The organism is Pseudoxanthomonas sp. (assembly GCF_051953815.1).
Lineage (GTDB): Bacteria > Pseudomonadota > Gammaproteobacteria > Xanthomonadales > Xanthomonadaceae > Pseudoxanthomonas_A.
In genome coordinates, this window is record NZ_JBQCIJ010000013.1 from 26,156 (window position 1) to 43,628 (window position 17,473).

Below are 17,473 nucleotides of genomic sequence, written 5' to 3' on the forward strand. Positions count from 1 at the left end.
TACCGGAATGGCTCCATAGGAAGTTTCCTAATTCCCGCACCCTCGACAGGATTTCTAACATCCGCCCACGTATTGCGCTCGAAAGGCCCGTCATCAGGAGCTTTTCCAGAATTTTCGGACGAATCCTATTCGACCAACAAGGCGACCAACTCACACTTGCGACTCCTTTCCACCAACCAACAAAAGGAACCGCAACATGTCCAAATCCCTCAAGGGTCTTCTGGTGCTGGCGCTGGCCGGCGCAGCCGCCAATTCGGCGATGGCCGCCGATGGCCAGATCAGTTTCACCGGCAAAGTCATCGCTTCGGCCTGCAAGGTCGATGATGGCAAAGGCGGCAAGGAAAAGCCGGACATCAAGGTCGACATGGGCACCGTGACCTCGGAGAGCATCACCAACGAGCCCACCAGTGTCAGCTTCAACGCCGTCAAGAACATCAGCATGACGCTGGAATGCGGCGAAGTGGGCACCGCCAAGAAGCTGCACATGTACTTCCGTCCGAACGAAGGCACCGGCCTGGACGCCAACGGCACGCTGAAGGTCACCGGCGGCGCCACCAACGTCGCCATCGCCCTGCTGGACGGCAACAACCAGAAGATCGATCTGAGCAACGCCGGCTACGCCGCCATCTCGGATCTGACCGAGATCGCCGGCTCCACCCCGACGATGCACACCACCAACCTGAGCCTGGGTGCCGCCTACGTGAAGACGGGCGCGACGATCACCGAAGGTCGCGCCGACGCCACCCTGCCGTTCGTCCTGGAATACCACTGAGTCCGGGAGGGAGGAGAGGGCTCCCCTCTCCTCCCCGTTTGGCTTCTTTTTCCTTCCTCATTCAACGACGCATTGCCATGAAACTCTTGTTCCCAGCCGCCCGCGCGGCATTGGTCGGCAGCCTGCTGATGCTGTCGTCGCTGGCTCAGGCCGGCATCACCGTCGAGGGTACCCGCGTCATCATGAGCGCGCCCGCGCAGGAAGCCGCCATCACGGTGGGCAACCCCGGAGCGCAGGACGTGATGATCCAGTCCTGGCTGGAAGCCGGCGACGACGCCGCCGCCTCCGCCGATCTGCCGTTCGCGATCACGCCCTCGCTGGGCCGCCTGGCCTCGGGCAAGCAGCAGACGCTGCGCATCTTCTATCAGGGCGAGGGCCTGCCGACCGATCGCGAATCGGTGTTCTGGCTGTCGGTGCAGGAAATCCCGCCCAAGGCCAAGGAAGAAAACACCCTGCAATTGGCCGTGCGCCAGCGCCTGAAAGTGTTCTATCGCCCCGCCCGCCTGACCGGTACGCCGGAGGCCGCCGCCCAGCAGATCCAGTGGCGGCTGGTGGAAAGCGCCGGCAAGCCCGCGCTGGAAGCCCGCAACGCTTCGGCCTATCACGTGTCGCTGGTCAGCGCGACCCTGGACAACGGCCGCTACAAGGGCGACACCCGCATGGTGGCGCCGGGCGCCACGGAAATCTTCGCGCTGAATGGCGCCGCGGGCCGCCCCACCGGCACCACCGTGACCTATGAAGTCGTCAACGACTATGGCGGCGTCACGGCATTGAGCGGTGCGTTGAACCGCTGATACGCCGCGTCGCCTGCGACGCCGGGTCGATGAAATCCCCGGCGTCTCCCACCCCACGATTTCCACAGATGCCTTGGCTGCGGCCAGGCCAGGAGGCTCCACCCATGCCCCGCTCCCGCAGAAAGACCAAACTGAGCCTGGCGCTGCGCTCCGGCGCATCCTGCCTGAGCCTGCTGGGCCTGTACGCCCCGGTGGCGCTGGCGGGCGGCGACGCCGGCGCCGACATGGCCGGCGGGCTGGGCGGCGAGATGGAATTCAACATGCACTTCCTCCAGCGCAGCGGAGGCGGTGGCGCGGACCTGCGTTACTTCGAGCAGGGCAACGCGCTGGCGCCGGGCAGCTACCGGGTGGACGTGTACCTCAACCTGGCGCTCAAGCAGCGGCGCGAGATCCTGTTCTCCCCCAATGCGCAGGGGCACGTGCTGCCGGTCATCCCGCTGGGCCTGCTGAAGGATCTGGGCGTGGACGTGGCGCGCCTGCGCGAGGAAGGCCTGATTGCGGCTGACGCCAATGATCACACCGTCATCGACGTGGCGGCCCTGCTGCCGGGCGCGCGCGCCGAGTTCGATCCCAACCAGCTCGCGCTGATGATCAGCATTCCCCAGGCCTACGTGCCGCGCGCCTCGCGCGGCTACGTGGATCGCTCCCTGTGGGACACCGGCGTCAACGCCTTCCACGTCAACTACCAGGCCAACTTCAGCCGCAACAGCTACCAGGGCAACAGCAGCGATTACCGCCATGTGTCCCTGCGCAGCGGCCTGAACCTGGGCGGCTGGCGGCTGCGCAACGATGCCTCCTTCAGCGACAGCAACGGCCAGCGGCATTTCCGCAGCCAGCGCACCTTCGTCGAGCGCGACATCGCCCGCTGGAACAGCAAGCTGGCGGTGGGCGATCTGTATACCCCCGGCGACGTGTTCGACAGCCTGCGCTTCCGCGGCGTGCAGCTGTCCACCGACCAGGGCATGCTGCCGAGCGATCTGAACGGCTACGCCCCCATCGTGCGCGGCATCGCCGAGACCAACGCCACGGTGGAAGTCCACCAGAACGGCTACGTCATCTACTCCACCGCGGTGAGCCCCGGCGCGTTCGAGATCCGCGACATCTACCCCAGCGGCTCCAACGGCGACCTGCTGATCAAGGTGCTGGAATCGGACGGCCGGGTGCGCGAGTTCACCCAGGCCTACGCGGCGCTGCCGGTGATGGTCCGCCGCGGCAACCTGCGCTACAGCGCGACCGCCGGCGAGTACCGCAGCGGCACCGACCTGGACACCCCGGGTTTCGTGCAGGGCACGCTGGTCTACGGCGCCACCGACAACCTGACCACCTACGGTGGCGCGCAGGTGGCCGAGGACTTCCAGGCGCTCAATCTGGGCGTGGGCGTCAACTCGCGCCTGGGCGGCCTGTCGCTGGACGTCACCGGCAGCCGCTCGCGCCTGCCCAACGGCCAGACCGACCAGGGCTACAGCGCGCGCTTCCTGTACGCCAAGACGCTGACCGGCACCCATACCACCCTGACCATGGCCGGCTACCGCTACTCCACCGAGGGTTACCGCACCTTCGGCGAGCACGTGCAGCAGGTGGCGCGGCCGGACGACTGGGATTTCCGTACCCAGAAGAGCCGGCTGGATTTCAACGTCAACCAGCAGTTCGGCTCACGCGGTTCGCTGTACCTGAGCGCGGGCGACACGCGCTACTGGAACTCTCCCGGACGCACCCGCAATTACCAGTTCGGCTACAGCGGCCGCTGGAGATTCGCCAGCTACAACCTGGCGCTGGCACGGACCCGCGACGATTCGTCGAGCCTGGCGTCCAGCCGATCCGACACCCAGTTCACCGCCTCGGTGAGCATCCCGCTGGGCGGGCGCGGCCTGCGCGGGCGCACCCACAACCTGTACGCCAGCAGCGTTTCCTCCCGCGACGGCAACGACAGCGTGCAGGCCGGCCTGTCGGGTTACCTGGACGCGGGCAACACGGTCAACTATTCCCTGCAGGCCAGCCGCCAGGAAGGCAGCGACACGACGGCCAGCGCCAGCGTCGGCTGGGACGCGCCGCTGGCGCGCCTGAGCGGCAGCTACGCCTACGGCGACGGCTCCCGCCGCGCCGACTTCAACGCGTCCGGTTCGCTGGTGGCGCATCGCGGCGGCGTGACCCTGGGCCAGCCGGTCGGCGAGACCTTCGGCCTGATCGAAGTGCCCAAGGCGCGCGGCGTCGGCGTGACCGGCTGGAACGGCGTGCGCACCAACCGGCGCGGCCATGCGGTGGTGCCGTACCTGCAGCCCTACCGGCTGAACAACCTCAACCTGGATACCCAGACGCTGGGCAGCCAGACCGACGTGGGCGAAAGCGCGATGCAGCTGGTGCCCACCCGCGGCGCGGTGGTGCGCGCCCGTTACAACGTCGAAACCGGCCGTCGCGTGCAACTGCGGCTGCAACAGGCCGACGGCAGCGCGCTGCCGTTCGGCGCGATGGTCTACGACCTCAACGACAAAACCCTCGGCATGATCGACAACCAGTCGCGCGCCCTGGTGTTCGGCGTGGGCGATGAAGGCCGCCTGGACGTGCGCTGGAACGGCGGCGCGTGCACGGTCGACTACCGCCTGCCTCCCGCCAATCCGGCCCTCACCTACGAGCGCCTGGATCTGGTGTGCCACCTCAAACAGGAGCAGTGATATGGCTCGGATATTCAAACGCTGGCGGCCCGTGATGTCCGCGCTGGCCTTGCTGATGCTGGCCGCGCAGGCGCAGGCCGCGTGCACGTGGGACAGAAAACCATCGGAAACGCTGACCGTGACCCTGCCCGCCACATTGATCATGAAGAAGGCGGCCATTGGCGGCGTCCTGGCCCGGGTGCGGCAGGACATGGGCACGTATACGTTCAGCTGCAGCTATATGGATACCAACTGGTTGCGGATAAGCACCGCGGGCCTGACCCCCGTCCCCGGTTTCAGCAATGTCTACGAGTCGGGAGTCACCGGCGTCGGCATCCGTTTCGGTTTCGGCACTGAAAACTTCGCCTATCCCCTGTGGTACACGGACTTCGAGGACCTTTACGGCATGCCGGCCGGCTCGGTCGGCTCGATGCCCGGCAACCGGGTCTTCATCGACTTCATCCGTACCGCCAGGGGCGTGGGTTCGGGGACCGCGAGGACGCCGCTGTCGGCCACCTACACGATGGTGGGCGGGAGCCAGGCGCCCCGCATCATCAAATTCGCCGCGTCTGCACCCACCGTCGAACTGGAAAACAGCATCTACTTCACCGGTTGCGCGGCCGACACGCCTACCCACGAGGTCCCGCTGGGCACGGCCATGACCACCCAGATCGCCGAAGGCCGGGCGCCCTGGCGGGACTTCTCCTTCGAGCTCCGCTGCCTGGGCCTGAGCCCCGCACAGCCGCTGCCGGTGAAGATCTACTTTGACGGCACGCTCAGCAGTGGCCTGGTCAAGCTCCAGGATGCCGGACAGAGCGGCGTGGCCAAGGGCGTGGGCATCGCCGTCACCGACAAGAACGGAAACGCCCTGCCTTTCACCAAGGCAGCCGCGATCCCCCTGGAATGGCAGCGCAGCGAGAGAGGGGAGGACCCGGCAGAGGTCTATCTGCTCTCGGGACGCGCGCGTTATGCCAAGGCGAGCGGCACGGTCGTGGCCGGCCGCGCGGATGGCGTCATCACTTACGTACTGGAATACAACTGAGCTCCCTCCCGCCCAGGATTCCCGCCACGGGAACCTGGCGCGCTCTTTCCGGAAGAAGAGATTCAGGGAGATTTGCTTTTCACTCCAAGGCAGATCCCCATCCTCCGCGTCATGGAGGCCGCCCTCCTTTGATCAGCCATTCAGGTTGAATGGTTTTTCAAAGGGGGGCATTTTTTTCGATCCGCTGGTTCAGGCCGGGCGCCCCACGGGACTGGATTACCCCGTTGCGGCCAATGCCGCTTCCAGTGAATGCAATGCGGCTTCCACGTCGCCAGCCACGTGTTCATCCAGTCCACCGGTGCGGATGCGTTCTTCCAGTTGCTCAAACCGCGCAATCAGATCGGTCATCTGCATCATCGCCATCGCCCCGCGCATCCGATGCAGGGTGGCGACCACATCGCCGGACCGGTGCGCCGCGAGCGCGTCCCGGGCCCGGGCGATGTCATCGCGCATGGCCTCGTTGAACAACCCGGTGAACCCGGAAGGCAGTTGCGTTTCGTCGCTGTCGGACAGCGGCTCCGGCGCCGTCGCCTTCTTCGGGGCGTCGCTGCGCAGGTGCCGGTAAAGCGCACGCAATCCAATCGGCTTCACCAGCCAGGCATTCATGCCCGCGTCCCTGCACTTGGCCTCCTCCTCGCGCATGGCGTTGGCGGTCACGCCGATGATCCGCACCCTGCCGTTCTCCTCGCGAATGGCGCGCGCCAGCCCGTAGCCATTGAGGCGCGGCATGTTGACGTCGGTCAGGACCACATCGAACGGTCCCTGTTCGCGCCAGCGCACCAGCGCTTCCACTCCGTCGGTCGCCGACGTGACCATGCAACCCAGCAAGTGCAGCTGATGCGCCAGGGTCGCCCGGTTGATCGGATTGTCCTCGGCAATCAGCACCTTCATGCGCAACGGTTCGGGCAGGCTGCCGGCGACCTGCGCGTCAACGGCGACGGGCTCGCCGCGCAGGTGGGCCGCGATGACGTGGGCGATGCTGTCCAGGCGGTTTGCATCCGCGGTCTCGGCCGACAGGGGAATCGCGAGCGCGCTGGCCGCCACAACGTGGCGGCCTTTCCAGGAGGGCGGCGGGTTGGCATCGGCCAGCATGACGTCCAGCAGTACGTCGTCGGGCGTGGATGCCAGCGGCGACGGATCCGCCAGGCGTGCGTCCGCACCCCAGCAACGCAACCAGCGGCACGTGTTTTCCGCCAGTTCCGGATGCGCGGCGCGCACCTGGAGGCGGATGCCGGACAGATCGGGAGCGGCCGGCGCATCGCCTTCCAGCTCCGGTTCCGGCGCCGGCGCCAGATCCAGTTCCAGCGAGAAGCAACTGCCCGCGCCGGGCTCGCTGTCCAGCGCGATCGTTCCTCCCATCAGCTTCGCCAACTGCATGCAGATGGACAGGCCCAGGCCGGCGCCGCGGAACTCATGTTCGCCCGCATCAATCTGGTAGAACGGCTCGAACAGGCGCGCGCGATGTTCGGCGTCGATGCCCACGCCGGTGTCGGCCACCTCGATGCGGATGCGCGCCTTGCCTTCCCGTTCGCCCCGCGACTGCAGGCGCACGATCACGTGGCCGGACCCGGTGAACTTGATGGCGTTGCTGATCAGGTTGTTGAGGATCTGGCTGATCCGCCCCGGATCCCCGCGCAGCGCGGCCGGAATGTCCGGATCGATGCTGGCGAACAACAGGAGCTGCTTCTGCCAGGCCATCGCGGCGTAGGCGGATACCGCATCCTCCACCAGCTGGCGAGGACTGAACGCTTCCGATTCCAGCACCATCTGGCCGGTTTCGATGCGGGTGGTGTCGAGGATGTCGCTGATCAGCTGGAGCAGGATCGCCGAGGAACTCTTGATTGTCGCCAGGTAGCGTCGCTGCTCTTCGCCGAGCGGGGTGAGTTCGAGCAGTTCCAGCGTTCCCAGCACGCCGTAGAGCGGCGTGCGGATTTCATGGCTCATGGTGGCCAGGAAGGTGGATTTGGCGGCGCTGGCGCGATCGGCGTCGCGCCTGGCGCGTTCGAGCGTGCGCTCGATCTCCGCGCGGGCGCTGATGTCGGTGAACGCGCACAGGATCACGTCCTGCTTGCGATAGCGGGTGGGCGCATAGGCGACCTGCAGCACCGCGCCGTCGCGTGATCTGAATCCGTCGAGGGTGCCGGCTCCGACCCGCCCGGCAAGCTGTTCGCGCAGGCGCTCCAGCGTGGGGCTGGTGGCCGCCTCGCCGTCGCCGTCCTCCGCCAGGTCCAGCCACTGGCGCGCCAGCGGGTTGCCGAACAGCAACCGGCCCGAATCGCGACGCAGCACGCCCAGCGCTACCGGCGTGGTGGCGATGATGGTGCGGTTGAACGCCTCGCTGTCCATCAGATCACGCTGGTCACGCTCGGCCGGCGCCACCACCCGTCGTTCGTACCAGTACCCGTACCCGACCGCCGCCGCCAGTCCCAGCAACAACAGCACGCCCGCCGCCACGCCCAGGGCCGCGCCATCACTGAACAGCCGCGCATAGCCGATGCGGTAGTACGCGTCCCATTGACCATCGCGGCTTTCGAAATGGAACACGAGCCCATCCGCGGTGTACGCGTGTACCGGTTGATCCGCACCCGGCTCGGGCCCATCGATGACGGGCGCCCCGCCGACCCCCACCAGCAGATGCCGGTCGCGGTGGGTCAACCAGAAGTCGTCATAGGACGGCTTTCCGGTCGCGGCTTCATAAATCGCCGTGCGCTCGAACCTGATCAGCGTGGCGACGTGGATTTCGGCGGGACGGCCGGCGGCGCCGTGCCAGGTCTGCGCCGGGATCGGCGCGCGGATGACCCCGATCATCATGTCCGGCAGATCCGCGCTTTGCAGCCAGAGAATGTCGCGGCCCGCCGGCCCGGCATATCGCCTGCCGACCCCGGTCTGCTCGACCAGGGCCTGGCGGATGCGCGCATCGACGGCCAGGAATCGCGCCTCGGTCATCGGCGCGGACGCTTCGCCCGCGCCGATGCCGGGGGCGGCGATGCTCAGGTAGCTGTCGAGATCCAGCAGGAACGCATCGCCGGACGGCATGGACGACGTGGACCAGAACGACGTGAAAGCGTCCGACAGGTACTGGCCCGCGCCCCAGGTATCGTCGTCGCGGTCCGGACAATCCCGCGCGGCGCAGATCAACGAGAACGGCAGGTGCACGCCCTGCGCCTGTCCCCGGAACATGCGCCACCCCGGACGGCTGGGCAGCGGCTGTTGCTGCAGGAACGCCGCGTCGCCGAAACGGAGCGCAGCCAGGCGCGCGTTCTCGTCCTGCAACCGCCACAGGAAGCGTTCGTGCTGGCCAATGGTTCGCGACATCAGCGAGAAATGGACGGTCAGCTTCTCCTGCTGTTCGGCCACGATCCGCTGGACGCCCCAGTACAGGCCGCCCACCAGCAGGATCAGCAGGGGCACCATGCCGAACAGGGCCAGCCGGAGCCAGCGGATGGAGCGGGTGACGCGGCCGAAGGGGGTGTTTTTCATCCAGTTGCCGTGGCTGCCGTTGGGACGGATGTCCCGGGTCCGCTTCAGGAATGTGCTCCAAGATACGCGATTCTAGCCGCACGTCCGCGCCGAGGATGGCGCACCGGTGGGTGTCGAACGCGTTGGTGGATGCGCCCGATCGCGGCATCGAAAGCCTGCGCGCCGGTGTTTGTCCGCGCGGTGGCCCGGCGTCCGGATCTCGATTCAAGCGCGGGAGCGCCTGGTCACGGCGATGGCGTCGCCACTTCAAAGCCCCTTTGTTGCGATGCTGACCATGGCCTTGCCCTACGATGCGGGCCGCCGCGCTTTTAGGAGTATTCCGAGGGAAATCGGGGTTGGGCTCTCCATCATGGTGAACCCGCGACGGCCGCGTGGCATCCCGCGTCTTATTTCCGAAAACAGGAGTTCCCCCATGAGTACACAAGATCTCTCCCCTTCGCTCGGCGCCCCGGACACCGCCGTGATCATCACCGGCGGCGCCTCCGGCATCGGCCTGGCGTCGGCGCAGTCCCTGGCCGCAGTGGGCCGCCCGGTCGCGCTGTGGGACATCAACGGCGCCAAGGCCGCCGAGCAGGCCGCCGCCATCCGCGATGCCCATGGCGTCAAGGCCACCGGCGTCGCCATCGACCTGACCCGACTGGATGCGTACGCCGACGCCATCGCCGCCAGCCGTGAAGCGCTGGGACCGCTCGGCGGCCTGGTGCATTCGGCCGGCGTCGTCGATCAGGGTTCGCTGGAAGGCATCACCGAAGAGAGCTGGGCGGCCGGCATCAACACCCACCTGCGTCCGCTCGCCCTGCTGACGCAGAAGCTGCATGCCGACTTCGCCGCCAACCCCGGTTCGGCCATCGTCGCCATCACCTCCATCAACGCCACGCTCGGCAATGCGGTCAATCCGATCTACACCGCGGCCAAGGGCGGCATGCTGTCGCTGGTGCGTTCGCTGGCCGACCGGCTGGCGCGCGACGGCATCCGCATCAATTCGGTCTCGCCGGGCCAGATCATGACGCCGATGGTGAGGGCGGCGGTGGATCACCTCCCGCCGGGCTTCTTTGAAAAGCGCATCCTGCTGGAACGCCTGGGCCTTCCGGAGGAAATCGGCCGGGTGGTCCGTTTCCTGCTGTCGCGGGAAGCCAGCTACGTCACCGCGGCCGAGTTCGTGGTCGACGGCGGCAACATTTCCTCGCAGCGCGGCTGATGGGTCCGGGGCACGGGGACCCGTTGCGGGTCCCCTCCTCGCTCCACCCGTACATATCTCGCGAAGGCGGAGACACGCTCCACTCGCGGATCGGCTAGCGGCGATCGCCGTAGCGGGTTTCCAGTTTCAGCCAGAACTGCAACAGATGATGCTGGTTGAGCACATGCACGCGCGGCACCCGCAGCGGGTCCACGCCCATCCGCGCGCGGCCACGCTCGATGGTGGTGGCCCCGGCGAAACCGGCGGCACGCACGGCATCCACCACGCGGTCGTCGTGCGCGCCCCAGGGATAGCAGAACTGCGACACGCGGAGGCCGAAGCGATCCTCCAGCGCGCGCTTGCCGCCGCCCACTTCGTCTTCCAGCCGCGCGTCGTCCAGGGTGGTCAGGCGAGCGTGGGTGCGCGTGTGCGCGCCCAGTTCCATGCCGGCGTCAATCCATTCCCGCAGCGCGCCTTCGTCGGCCAGCGGGCTGCTCACGCCCAGCACGTCCTCGGACCAGCGGTTGCGCTGGCCGATCCGTTCGGATACCGCGTAGCAGGTGGCGCGATGGCCATGGCGCCTCAGGATGGGAAGCGCGACGGTCACGTTGTCGAGGAAGCCGTCATCGAAGGTCAGCGCGCAGAGCTTCTCGCGCGTGGGCGCGCCCCGCTGGAGGACGGCGTGCGCCTCGTCCATCGTTACCCCGCGATAGCCGCGTCGCGCCAGCAGCGCCATCTGCCGCTCGAACGCGCGCTCGCCGACAAAGATGCTGCGCCGGCGGCTGCCCGCCGGGATGGGGCCGATGCTGTGGTACATCAGCACGGGCAGGATGTCGCTCATGCCGGCTGCTCCAGCATCCGCCGGTACAGCGAGACGGTGGCGTCGGTCATCGCGCGGGCGCTGAAGCGTTCGCGCTGGGTCTCGCGCGCCTGCCGGCCCAGGCGTTCGCGCAGGACGGGATCCAGCAGTTTCTTCAGGTGCCACGCCAGGCCATGGGCATCCTCCGACGGGAACAGCATGCCGTTGACGCCTTCCTCGATCACTTCCGGCATGCCGCCGGTGCGCGCGGCGATCACCGGCAATCCCGCCGACATCGCTTCCAGCAGGGACAGCGACAGCGCCTCGCTGCGCGAGGGCTGCACGAACACGTCCAGTCCCGGCAGCAGCGCCGCCACCTCGTCCTGGTAGCCGGGCAGCCGTACCCGCGCCTCCAGCCCCAGCCGGAAGACCAGATTGCGGAGTTCGTCCGGCCAGTTCCCCTCCGCGTCCCCGATCAGCACCAGGTCCATCGGTTCGCCCACCGCGCCCAGCAGGGACAGCGCGCGCACCAGCAGGTCGTGGCCCTTGTGCGGCACCATCCGCCCGACCATGCCGACGGCCAGGCGGTCCGGCGCGATGCCCAGCCGCTCGCGCGCCGCCGCCCGGTCGGCCTCGCGCGAGTCCGGAAGCGCGTCGACGCCGTTGTAGATGCGCTCGATGCGCGTGGCGGGCAATCCCTTCTGGATCAGGAAATCCCGGACCGCGTCGGACACCGCGATCATCCGCTGGTTGCGCTGGAAGCCTTTCCAGGTCGCCAGCGAATGGATGGTGGCCACCGAACGGCAGGACCCGCGTCCCCGCGCCATCGCGCTGTAGAAGGCGCTGCGCCGCGAATGCCCGTGGACCACGTCGATGCCCCGCTCGCGCACCAGCCGGCGCAGGCGCAGATGCGACACCGGATCGACCAGCCCGCGAAAGCGAAATGGCGTCCACTCCAGCCGTTCGTCTTCGGCCTGCCGTTGCAGCCACGAACCACCCTGCACCGCCAGCGTCACCGAATGGCCCGCATCGCGCAGACCGCGGCTCAATGACAGGACCTGTCGTTCCAGGCCGCCATAGCCCTGGGTATGGACGACCTGCAGCAATCGAAGGGGACGATGGGAAGGCATGGAAAGGACGCGCGCGGGAGTGTGGCGCGACCTTGCCGCCCGGCCGGCGACCGGACCATCGGACGACTCTGAAAATGGTTGCGGCGCAGATGTCTAGCCGGACATACGGCAGCCCTTAGACCCCTTCGAGCCCGCTCACGACCTGTCCCTGCCGGGAACCACGAATCGTCGTGCTCGCGCTGTTCCTGCGATTGCCGGCGGATCAAGCGGGGAGAGCAAAAAACTTCTGGTCTTTCGATCGACGATTAGCCTCCTTCGCGATCCATCATCGGTCCGATGATCTGCGTCGACCAGGCCACGGAGTCGCCGGAAAATCGGCGCCAGGCCGCACGCGGGCATGCGGCGCGACTTGTCCCGCCGTCCCGGGATCGAGCCGCATCAATGGGATGGCCCGCTTGCGGCGCGCTCTGGACAAGTCGCACCACCGAATGCCGGGATCCGGCCATCAGGTCGAAAGACTCCCACTGCTCCGGAACAGACGTCGCGCAGCGGGGTGCTGATGCCCGGAGAGACCCTGCCGGTTGTCTGGAGGGATCACGGTCGCGTGGATCGATAAATGCTACGAATCGAGCGAAGACGGATGGATTAAATCGTCGTTTGTTCCACTTCTTCACGCTCCGTCGACGTACGCCAATGTCAGCTAAAGCCGCGTGGTGACTCCGGCCAAATGATCGCTATATTTCGTTACCCCAGACAAAGGAGCAGTGGAATGTTCAAGACCAAACAAACTCTGGCAATGGCTCGCATGTTCGGCGTGGCGCTCGTCGCTACCCTGGGCCTTGCCGGCTGCGCCACTTATGACGACGAGTTCGCGGGCATCAACTCGCGCCTCGATCAACTCGACACGAAGGTGCAGGGCGCGGCGCAGAGCGCCGAATCCGCCAATCAGTCCGCGCAGCAGGCCAACCAGCGGTTGGATCAGATGGAAAGCCGCGTCCAGAAGCTGGAAACCGCGCCGCGCCGCGCACCGCGCGGTTAATCGCTCCCGCACAGGTCGCGATTAACGGCTTTGACCGGACCGGGTGGCCTTTACGGGTCACCGGTCTTTTTGTTTTCAACCCGTCTTCGTTTTTGCAAGGAATCTTCCCATCCGTACGCGCACATATCCTGCGATTCGAGCCATTGCTGGCGCGCTGGCGCTGACGCTGGCGTTCGCGAACATCGGCATGGCCAGCGCCAAGCAGGCCGCCGCGCAACCGGTCGCCTCCGCCGACGAACTTCCGAAAGACCAGGAGGTGTCCGATACGGTGATCGAGCTCGCGGGCTGGGTGGTCGCCACCAAGGACAACCAGGGCTATCCGTTCGCGGTCATCGACAAGGCCGCCGCGCAGGTGCTGGTGTTCGATGGCGATGGCCGGCCTCGTGGCGCGGCGCCAGGACTGTTTGGTTCTGCGGTCGGCGATCACACGGCGCCCGGCATCGCCGGTCTCGCGCTTCGCGAGATTCCGGGCCGGGATCGCACGACGCCCGCCGGTCGTTTTGTCGGCGGTTTCGGTCCGTCCATCGACGCCGGCCGCGTGCTGTGGGTGGACTACGAATCCGCGGTCTCCATCCACCCGACCGCGACGGGCGTGCCGGCCGAGAGGCGCGCCGAGCGCCTTGCATCGCCTTCGCCGGACGACAACCGCGTCACGCACGGCTGCATCAACGTCTCGCCGGCGTTCTACGAGCGGATCATCGTTCCGACGTTCGAGCGCGGCGGGGTGTTCTACATCCTGCCGGATGAGGCGTCGCTGGCGGAGACCTTCCCCGAATTCGCGCAGAGCCGCGCCACCACCCAGCGCAACGACCGCAAGCGCACCCGATCCGCCCGCCGGTAAAGGCGCTTCGGGCTGTCGCCCTGGATGGCGGCACGCGGCGCTGGCTTCCCGGTTTCCGATGCATCCATGTTCTTGGGCTGTGCTCGCGAACACAGGCGCGAGTGATCCGCAGGATGAAAACCGGGCTTGATAGAAAGGGTCCCCTGCGCCATCCATTGCGTGCCGGGGGATCCGTACCATCGCCACGAACCAACCTGGTCATGCGGGCGGTCGCCGTCGAGGCGACGCGCCGCGGATGCAGGCGTCAGTCTTCGACCGTCTCCGCTTCATCGCTTCCCAACGGCTCCCGCAACGCATCCGCCAGCGTGAGCGGCAAGGGCAGATTGCCCAGGTACTCGGCCAGTTCCTGGCCCAGCAGGTCTTCGTGATCGCGGAAGAACACGGGGCCGGAGGTCAACGTCCATCCGTTCTCGATGCGACGCCAGCCGCGCGTGCTGCGCACCATCAGGCCGCCCATGTCCAGCGCGCCGGCCAGGACGATGCTGTTCTCGCTGACCCGTAGGGTGATCTCGGCGGAGACGCTCGCACGTCGGGTTTCGCGGCCAATCGGGCGGTTCGGGAAGGAATCGCTTCTCTCGCCTTGAGCGTATTCCGGAGCGGCTTGTGCTGGATGGCGCGGGCTTGGCGGGAGGACGGATCGCGCGTGATCGTCTTCCCGGATTTCGTGGATGCAGTCATGGATCTGACGCAGCGTCAGTTCGTCGAGCGGTGTGCCGGATGCTTGCAGGCGGGTGCACAGCGCCCGCCATGCGTCGGGGTTCCATTCCTGGGTGCCGGCGATGGTACCGAAGTAGTCGGCCAACTGTGTCCGGGGCTTGCTGGCGGGAGTGGTTTGAGTGTGCTCGCGCATGGTGCGGGACTCCTTGTGTGAAGTGGAATCCGCCATCCCGACGCCAATCAGGGTGACGGACGGTGCACGGTTGGCGTACCGGCCACAAGGAGCCGGCGGGGCCGAAGCCCCCCGCACACCGCCCGCCATAAAAAGAGGCTTGGCTTTCGCCCTATCGATTGCCCGGCGGAAAAAAGCGCCGTGCATCGGTCGATGGGCGCTGGTGCGCCTTGTGGTTCGGGACGCCAATCCCGGTCGCTTGATTTGCAGCGACGCGGAGATGCTGGTTCGGTCCATGCGCGCCCGTCAACTCACATTCAATCAATGATCTGCCTCTGACATTTGCTGCGTCAAGAGCGAGGAACGTCTCCGCGCGAATGCTCACCGGCGACCTGCAGGGTGGTTGCGTGAAAAACGGAGCGCCCCGCATAGTGCACACCTTGGCGGCCATTCGGACGACGGCGATGGCGGCGAACGGAATCAGGCTCATGCGCGCAGAAATCAACACGCGTCCCCGTGACGTCTTCCCCCCATCGGCGGCGGATCTTTCCTTGCGTGTGCAGAGACCATCGCGCGCCTCCGGAATCCACCCGCTGCGATGGGCCGCCGCCATCGCCGGCGCGCTGCTCCTGCTCGCCGCCCTTTCGCCCCGGGCCTTCGCCCAGACCAAGGCGCCCTTTGAACTGCGCTGGCCGCATGAGGGGCAGACCCTGATCTATGGGTCGGATGGCTGCGCCGACGAGTGCTGGTATGCGGAAGTCCGGCGGAAGCGTTCGCATCGCGTGCTGGCGCGTCTGTATTGCGACGGCGCGACACTCACCCTGGCGCGGTCCGGAAACGCCGAAGCGCGCGTCGTGGGACGCTGCGACGACATCAACGAGAATGGCGTGCGCGGGATCAAGAGCAAGTTCGACGCCATTCCCGAGATCCTGGAACGGCTCATGCAGGGTCGCGAGCGGTAGTTTTCTGGAACCGCACCTAGCCGCGACAGGCGCCCTGCCCTGCGTCCCCTCGAACTTTCGGAACATTCCCAGGTTGCGCGGAAGATTCCGCCCCCAGACTGGACGCTCCTGTTCCGCCACCATCGTCTCCCTGCCTCCATTTCCGCTGTCGGTCGTCCCATGAAATCCCCATCCCCCTTTCCCCTCTCCACCGGTCAGCGCGTTGGCGTCGCCGCGTTCACGCTGCTCGCCGCGCCGCTGCTGGCATCCCTCGCCTGCATCGGCTTCTGGCTGACCGCGTGCGGCGGCGACGGTTGGATACTCGGGGTGATCGTGCTGTTCGGCGTTGGCGTGCTGGCGCCCGTGGCGTCCGCGACGGCGTGGGCGGTGGGGCTGGCGGCGATGTTCGCGTGGCACCTGCATCGCCTGCGACGCCACGGGCGGTTTTCGGTGCTGTTCTCCGATGCGGCGATCATCGCGGTGGTGGTGTTCGTGGGCGGCGCGTTGCTCTGCGCGCTGCTGGGCAAGGGCATGCGTTGCAGTCTTTTCTGAGCGCGTGCGGGCGGATCGCGGGACTCCGCGGCCGCCGGCTCGGGATCGTGTCACTGCGCTAGAATCGCTGCGATTCCGCTCCGGACCCGGCCCGCATGTCCTTGTCTTCTTCTTCCTCCCCGACCGCCGCGACGCTCGCCTTCATCGGCGGCGGCAACATGGCGCGCAGCCTGATCGGCGGCCTGATCGCGCGCGGGCACGCGCCCGGGGCCATCCATGTGGCCGAGCCGGTGGACGCGTTGCGCGAGGCGCTGGCGCGGGATTTCGGCGTGCGGGTCCACGCGTCCGCCGCCGACGCCGCCGCCGACGCCGATGTCTGGCTGCTGGCGGTCAAGCCGCAGGTGATGCGCACGGTGTGCGGCGATCTGTCCGCGCTGGCGCAGGCGCGGCGGCCGCTCGCGATTTCGATTGCCGCCGGCATCACCGCCGAACAGCTGGAACGCTGGCTGGGCGGCGAGGTGGCGGTGGTGCGCGCGATGCCCAACACGCCGGCGCTGCTGGGCGCGGGCATCACCGGGCTGTATGCGAACGATCGCGCCGATGCCGCGCAGCGCGATGCCGCCGCGGCGTTGCTGGCGGCGGTGGGGCCGACGGTGGCGATTGCCGACGAAGCGTTGATGGATGCGGTCACCGCGGTGTCCGGCAGCGGACCGGCCTACGTGTTCCTGCTGGCCGAGGCGATGCAGGCGGCCGGCGAAGCCGAAGGCCTGGCGCCGGAGGCGGCGCGCGAGCTGGCCACGCAGACCCTGCTGGGCGCGGCGCGCATGCTGGTCGAATCCGGCGAACCGGCGGGCGTGCTGCGCGCGCGGGTGACCTCGCCCAACGGCACCACCCAGGCCGCCATCGAAACCTTCCAGGCCGGCGGCTTCGAAGCCCTGGTGGCAAAGGCCATCCATGCCGCCACCGAACGCGGACGCCAGTTGTCCGCCGCCAACGACTGAGACCGACATCCGCCATGAAAACGATCAAGTCCGCCTGGATGGCCTGCGCCCTTTCGCTCGCGCTGGCCGCGTGCTCGTCCGGCGAAGCGCCGCGCGTGGCCGAGTTCGTGCCGCCGGCACAGGCACAGCAGGATTTCGGTTCCCTGCGCGTGCACTTCAACGCGCTGCCGACGCTGTCGCTGAGCGAGGCGGTGGCGCGCGAATACCAGGTCCAGCGCGAGCCGGGAACGGCGCTGGTCGTCATCGCCCTGCGCCAGGTCGCCGGCGGCGAGGAGAGCGTCGCCGAGGGCGAGGTCGAGGGCGAGGCGCGCGATCTGTCCGGCAAGCGGCAGGCGCTGACGTTCCGCGCGGTGCGCACCGGCGACTATGTGGATCACATCGGCACGCTGAAGGTGGGAACGCGTGACACCTACCGCTTCGATCTGACCGTGCGCGCGGACGGCCGAAGCGAGAAAGTGCAGTTCCAGCGCAATTTCTGAGCCTCTTCCGCCGTCCATAGCGGCAGCGCGATTGCGCGTGAACCACGCGGTTGACCTCAACCGCGCTTG

The 17,473-nt window shown here is 67.5% G+C and carries 15 protein-coding genes; 11 read left to right on the plus strand and 4 right to left on the minus strand.

Going from position 1 to position 17,473, the window contains the following annotated elements; genetic code table 11:
- Positions 1-196 precede the first annotated feature (196 nt).
- The 4 genes from ACTHN1_RS02975 to ACTHN1_RS02990 all read left to right on the plus strand — a co-directional run bounded on the left by ACTHN1_RS02975 (position 197) and on the right by ACTHN1_RS02990 (position 5,256).
- Positions 197-772, plus strand: a complete 576-nt coding sequence (locus tag ACTHN1_RS02975) for a fimbrial protein (protein ID WP_440469480.1) — start codon at positions 197-199, stop codon at positions 770-772.
- Positions 773-849: 77 nt separating this feature from the next.
- On the plus strand, positions 850-1,566 hold the full coding sequence (locus tag ACTHN1_RS02980) for a fimbrial biogenesis chaperone (protein ID WP_440469481.1): 717 nt from the start codon (positions 850-852) through the stop codon (positions 1,564-1,566).
- A gap of 104 nt (positions 1,567-1,670) precedes the next feature.
- Entirely contained in the window at positions 1,671-4,235 is a 2,565-nt protein-coding gene (locus ACTHN1_RS02985; protein ID WP_440469482.1) for a fimbria/pilus outer membrane usher protein, read from the plus strand.
- A gap of 34 nt (positions 4,236-4,269) precedes the next feature.
- Positions 4,270-5,256: a fimbrial protein gene (locus ACTHN1_RS02990; RefSeq protein ID WP_440469483.1), complete on the plus strand. Its 987-nt coding sequence runs from the start codon at positions 4,270-4,272 to the stop codon at positions 5,254-5,256.
- Between the two features lie 216 nt (positions 5,257-5,472).
- Here the strand turns inward: ACTHN1_RS02990 and ACTHN1_RS02995 are convergent, their stop codons facing one another.
- Positions 5,473-8,736, minus strand: coding sequence for an ATP-binding protein (locus tag ACTHN1_RS02995; RefSeq protein ID WP_440469484.1), 3,264 nt, complete (start codon positions 8,734-8,736; stop codon positions 5,473-5,475).
- A 412-nt stretch (positions 8,737-9,148) separates the two neighbouring features.
- Here ACTHN1_RS02995 and ACTHN1_RS03000 point away from each other — a divergent pair, with 412 nt between their 5' ends.
- Complete coding sequence (locus ACTHN1_RS03000; protein ID WP_440469485.1) at positions 9,149-9,934, plus strand: SDR family NAD(P)-dependent oxidoreductase; 786 nt, start codon at positions 9,149-9,151, stop codon at positions 9,932-9,934.
- 94 nt (positions 9,935-10,028) lie between these two features.
- Here the strand turns inward: ACTHN1_RS03000 and ACTHN1_RS03005 are convergent, their stop codons facing one another.
- Positions 10,029-10,754, minus strand: a complete 726-nt coding sequence (locus ACTHN1_RS03005) for a polysaccharide deacetylase family protein (RefSeq protein WP_440469486.1) — start codon at positions 10,752-10,754, stop codon at positions 10,029-10,031.
- Positions 10,751-11,842: a glycosyltransferase family 4 protein gene (locus ACTHN1_RS03010; protein WP_440469487.1), complete on the minus strand. Its 1,092-nt coding sequence runs from the start codon at positions 11,840-11,842 to the stop codon at positions 10,751-10,753. Before ACTHN1_RS03010 ends, ACTHN1_RS03005 begins: the two co-directional genes overlap by 4 nt.
- Before the next feature lie 709 nt (positions 11,843-12,551).
- Between ACTHN1_RS03010 and ACTHN1_RS03015 the strand changes: the two genes are divergently transcribed.
- Complete coding sequence (locus ACTHN1_RS03015) at positions 12,552-12,821, plus strand: hypothetical protein (RefSeq protein ID WP_440469488.1); 270 nt, start codon at positions 12,552-12,554, stop codon at positions 12,819-12,821.
- A 154-nt stretch (positions 12,822-12,975) separates the two neighbouring features.
- Positions 12,976-13,662, plus strand: coding sequence for a hypothetical protein (locus tag ACTHN1_RS03020; protein ID WP_440469569.1), 687 nt, complete (start codon positions 12,976-12,978; stop codon positions 13,660-13,662).
- Between the two features lie 244 nt (positions 13,663-13,906).
- Here ACTHN1_RS03020 and ACTHN1_RS03025 read toward each other — a convergent pair whose 3' ends face one another.
- Positions 13,907-14,512, minus strand: coding sequence for a hypothetical protein (locus ACTHN1_RS03025; protein ID WP_440469489.1), 606 nt, complete (start codon positions 14,510-14,512; stop codon positions 13,907-13,909).
- Positions 14,513-14,979: 467 nt separating this feature from the next.
- Here ACTHN1_RS03025 and ACTHN1_RS03030 point away from each other — a divergent pair, with 467 nt between their 5' ends.
- From ACTHN1_RS03030 to ACTHN1_RS03045, 4 genes are all read left to right on the plus strand, one after another.
- A complete protein-coding gene (locus ACTHN1_RS03030) occupies positions 14,980-15,453 on the plus strand; it encodes a hypothetical protein (RefSeq protein ID WP_440469490.1) in 474 nt (157 codons plus the stop codon).
- Between the two features lie 159 nt (positions 15,454-15,612).
- A complete protein-coding gene (locus tag ACTHN1_RS03035) occupies positions 15,613-15,984 on the plus strand; it encodes a hypothetical protein (protein ID WP_440469491.1) in 372 nt (123 codons plus the stop codon).
- A 95-nt stretch (positions 15,985-16,079) separates the two neighbouring features.
- Positions 16,080-16,925, plus strand: a complete 846-nt coding sequence (gene proC, locus ACTHN1_RS03040; protein WP_440469492.1) for a pyrroline-5-carboxylate reductase — start codon at positions 16,080-16,082, stop codon at positions 16,923-16,925.
- A 14-nt stretch (positions 16,926-16,939) separates the two neighbouring features.
- The gene (locus ACTHN1_RS03045; RefSeq protein WP_440469493.1) at positions 16,940-17,404 is read left to right on the plus strand and encodes a DUF4426 domain-containing protein; all 465 of its coding nucleotides are present in this window, start codon (positions 16,940-16,942) and stop codon (positions 17,402-17,404) included.
- The last annotated feature ends 69 nt before the right edge of the window (positions 17,405-17,473 follow it).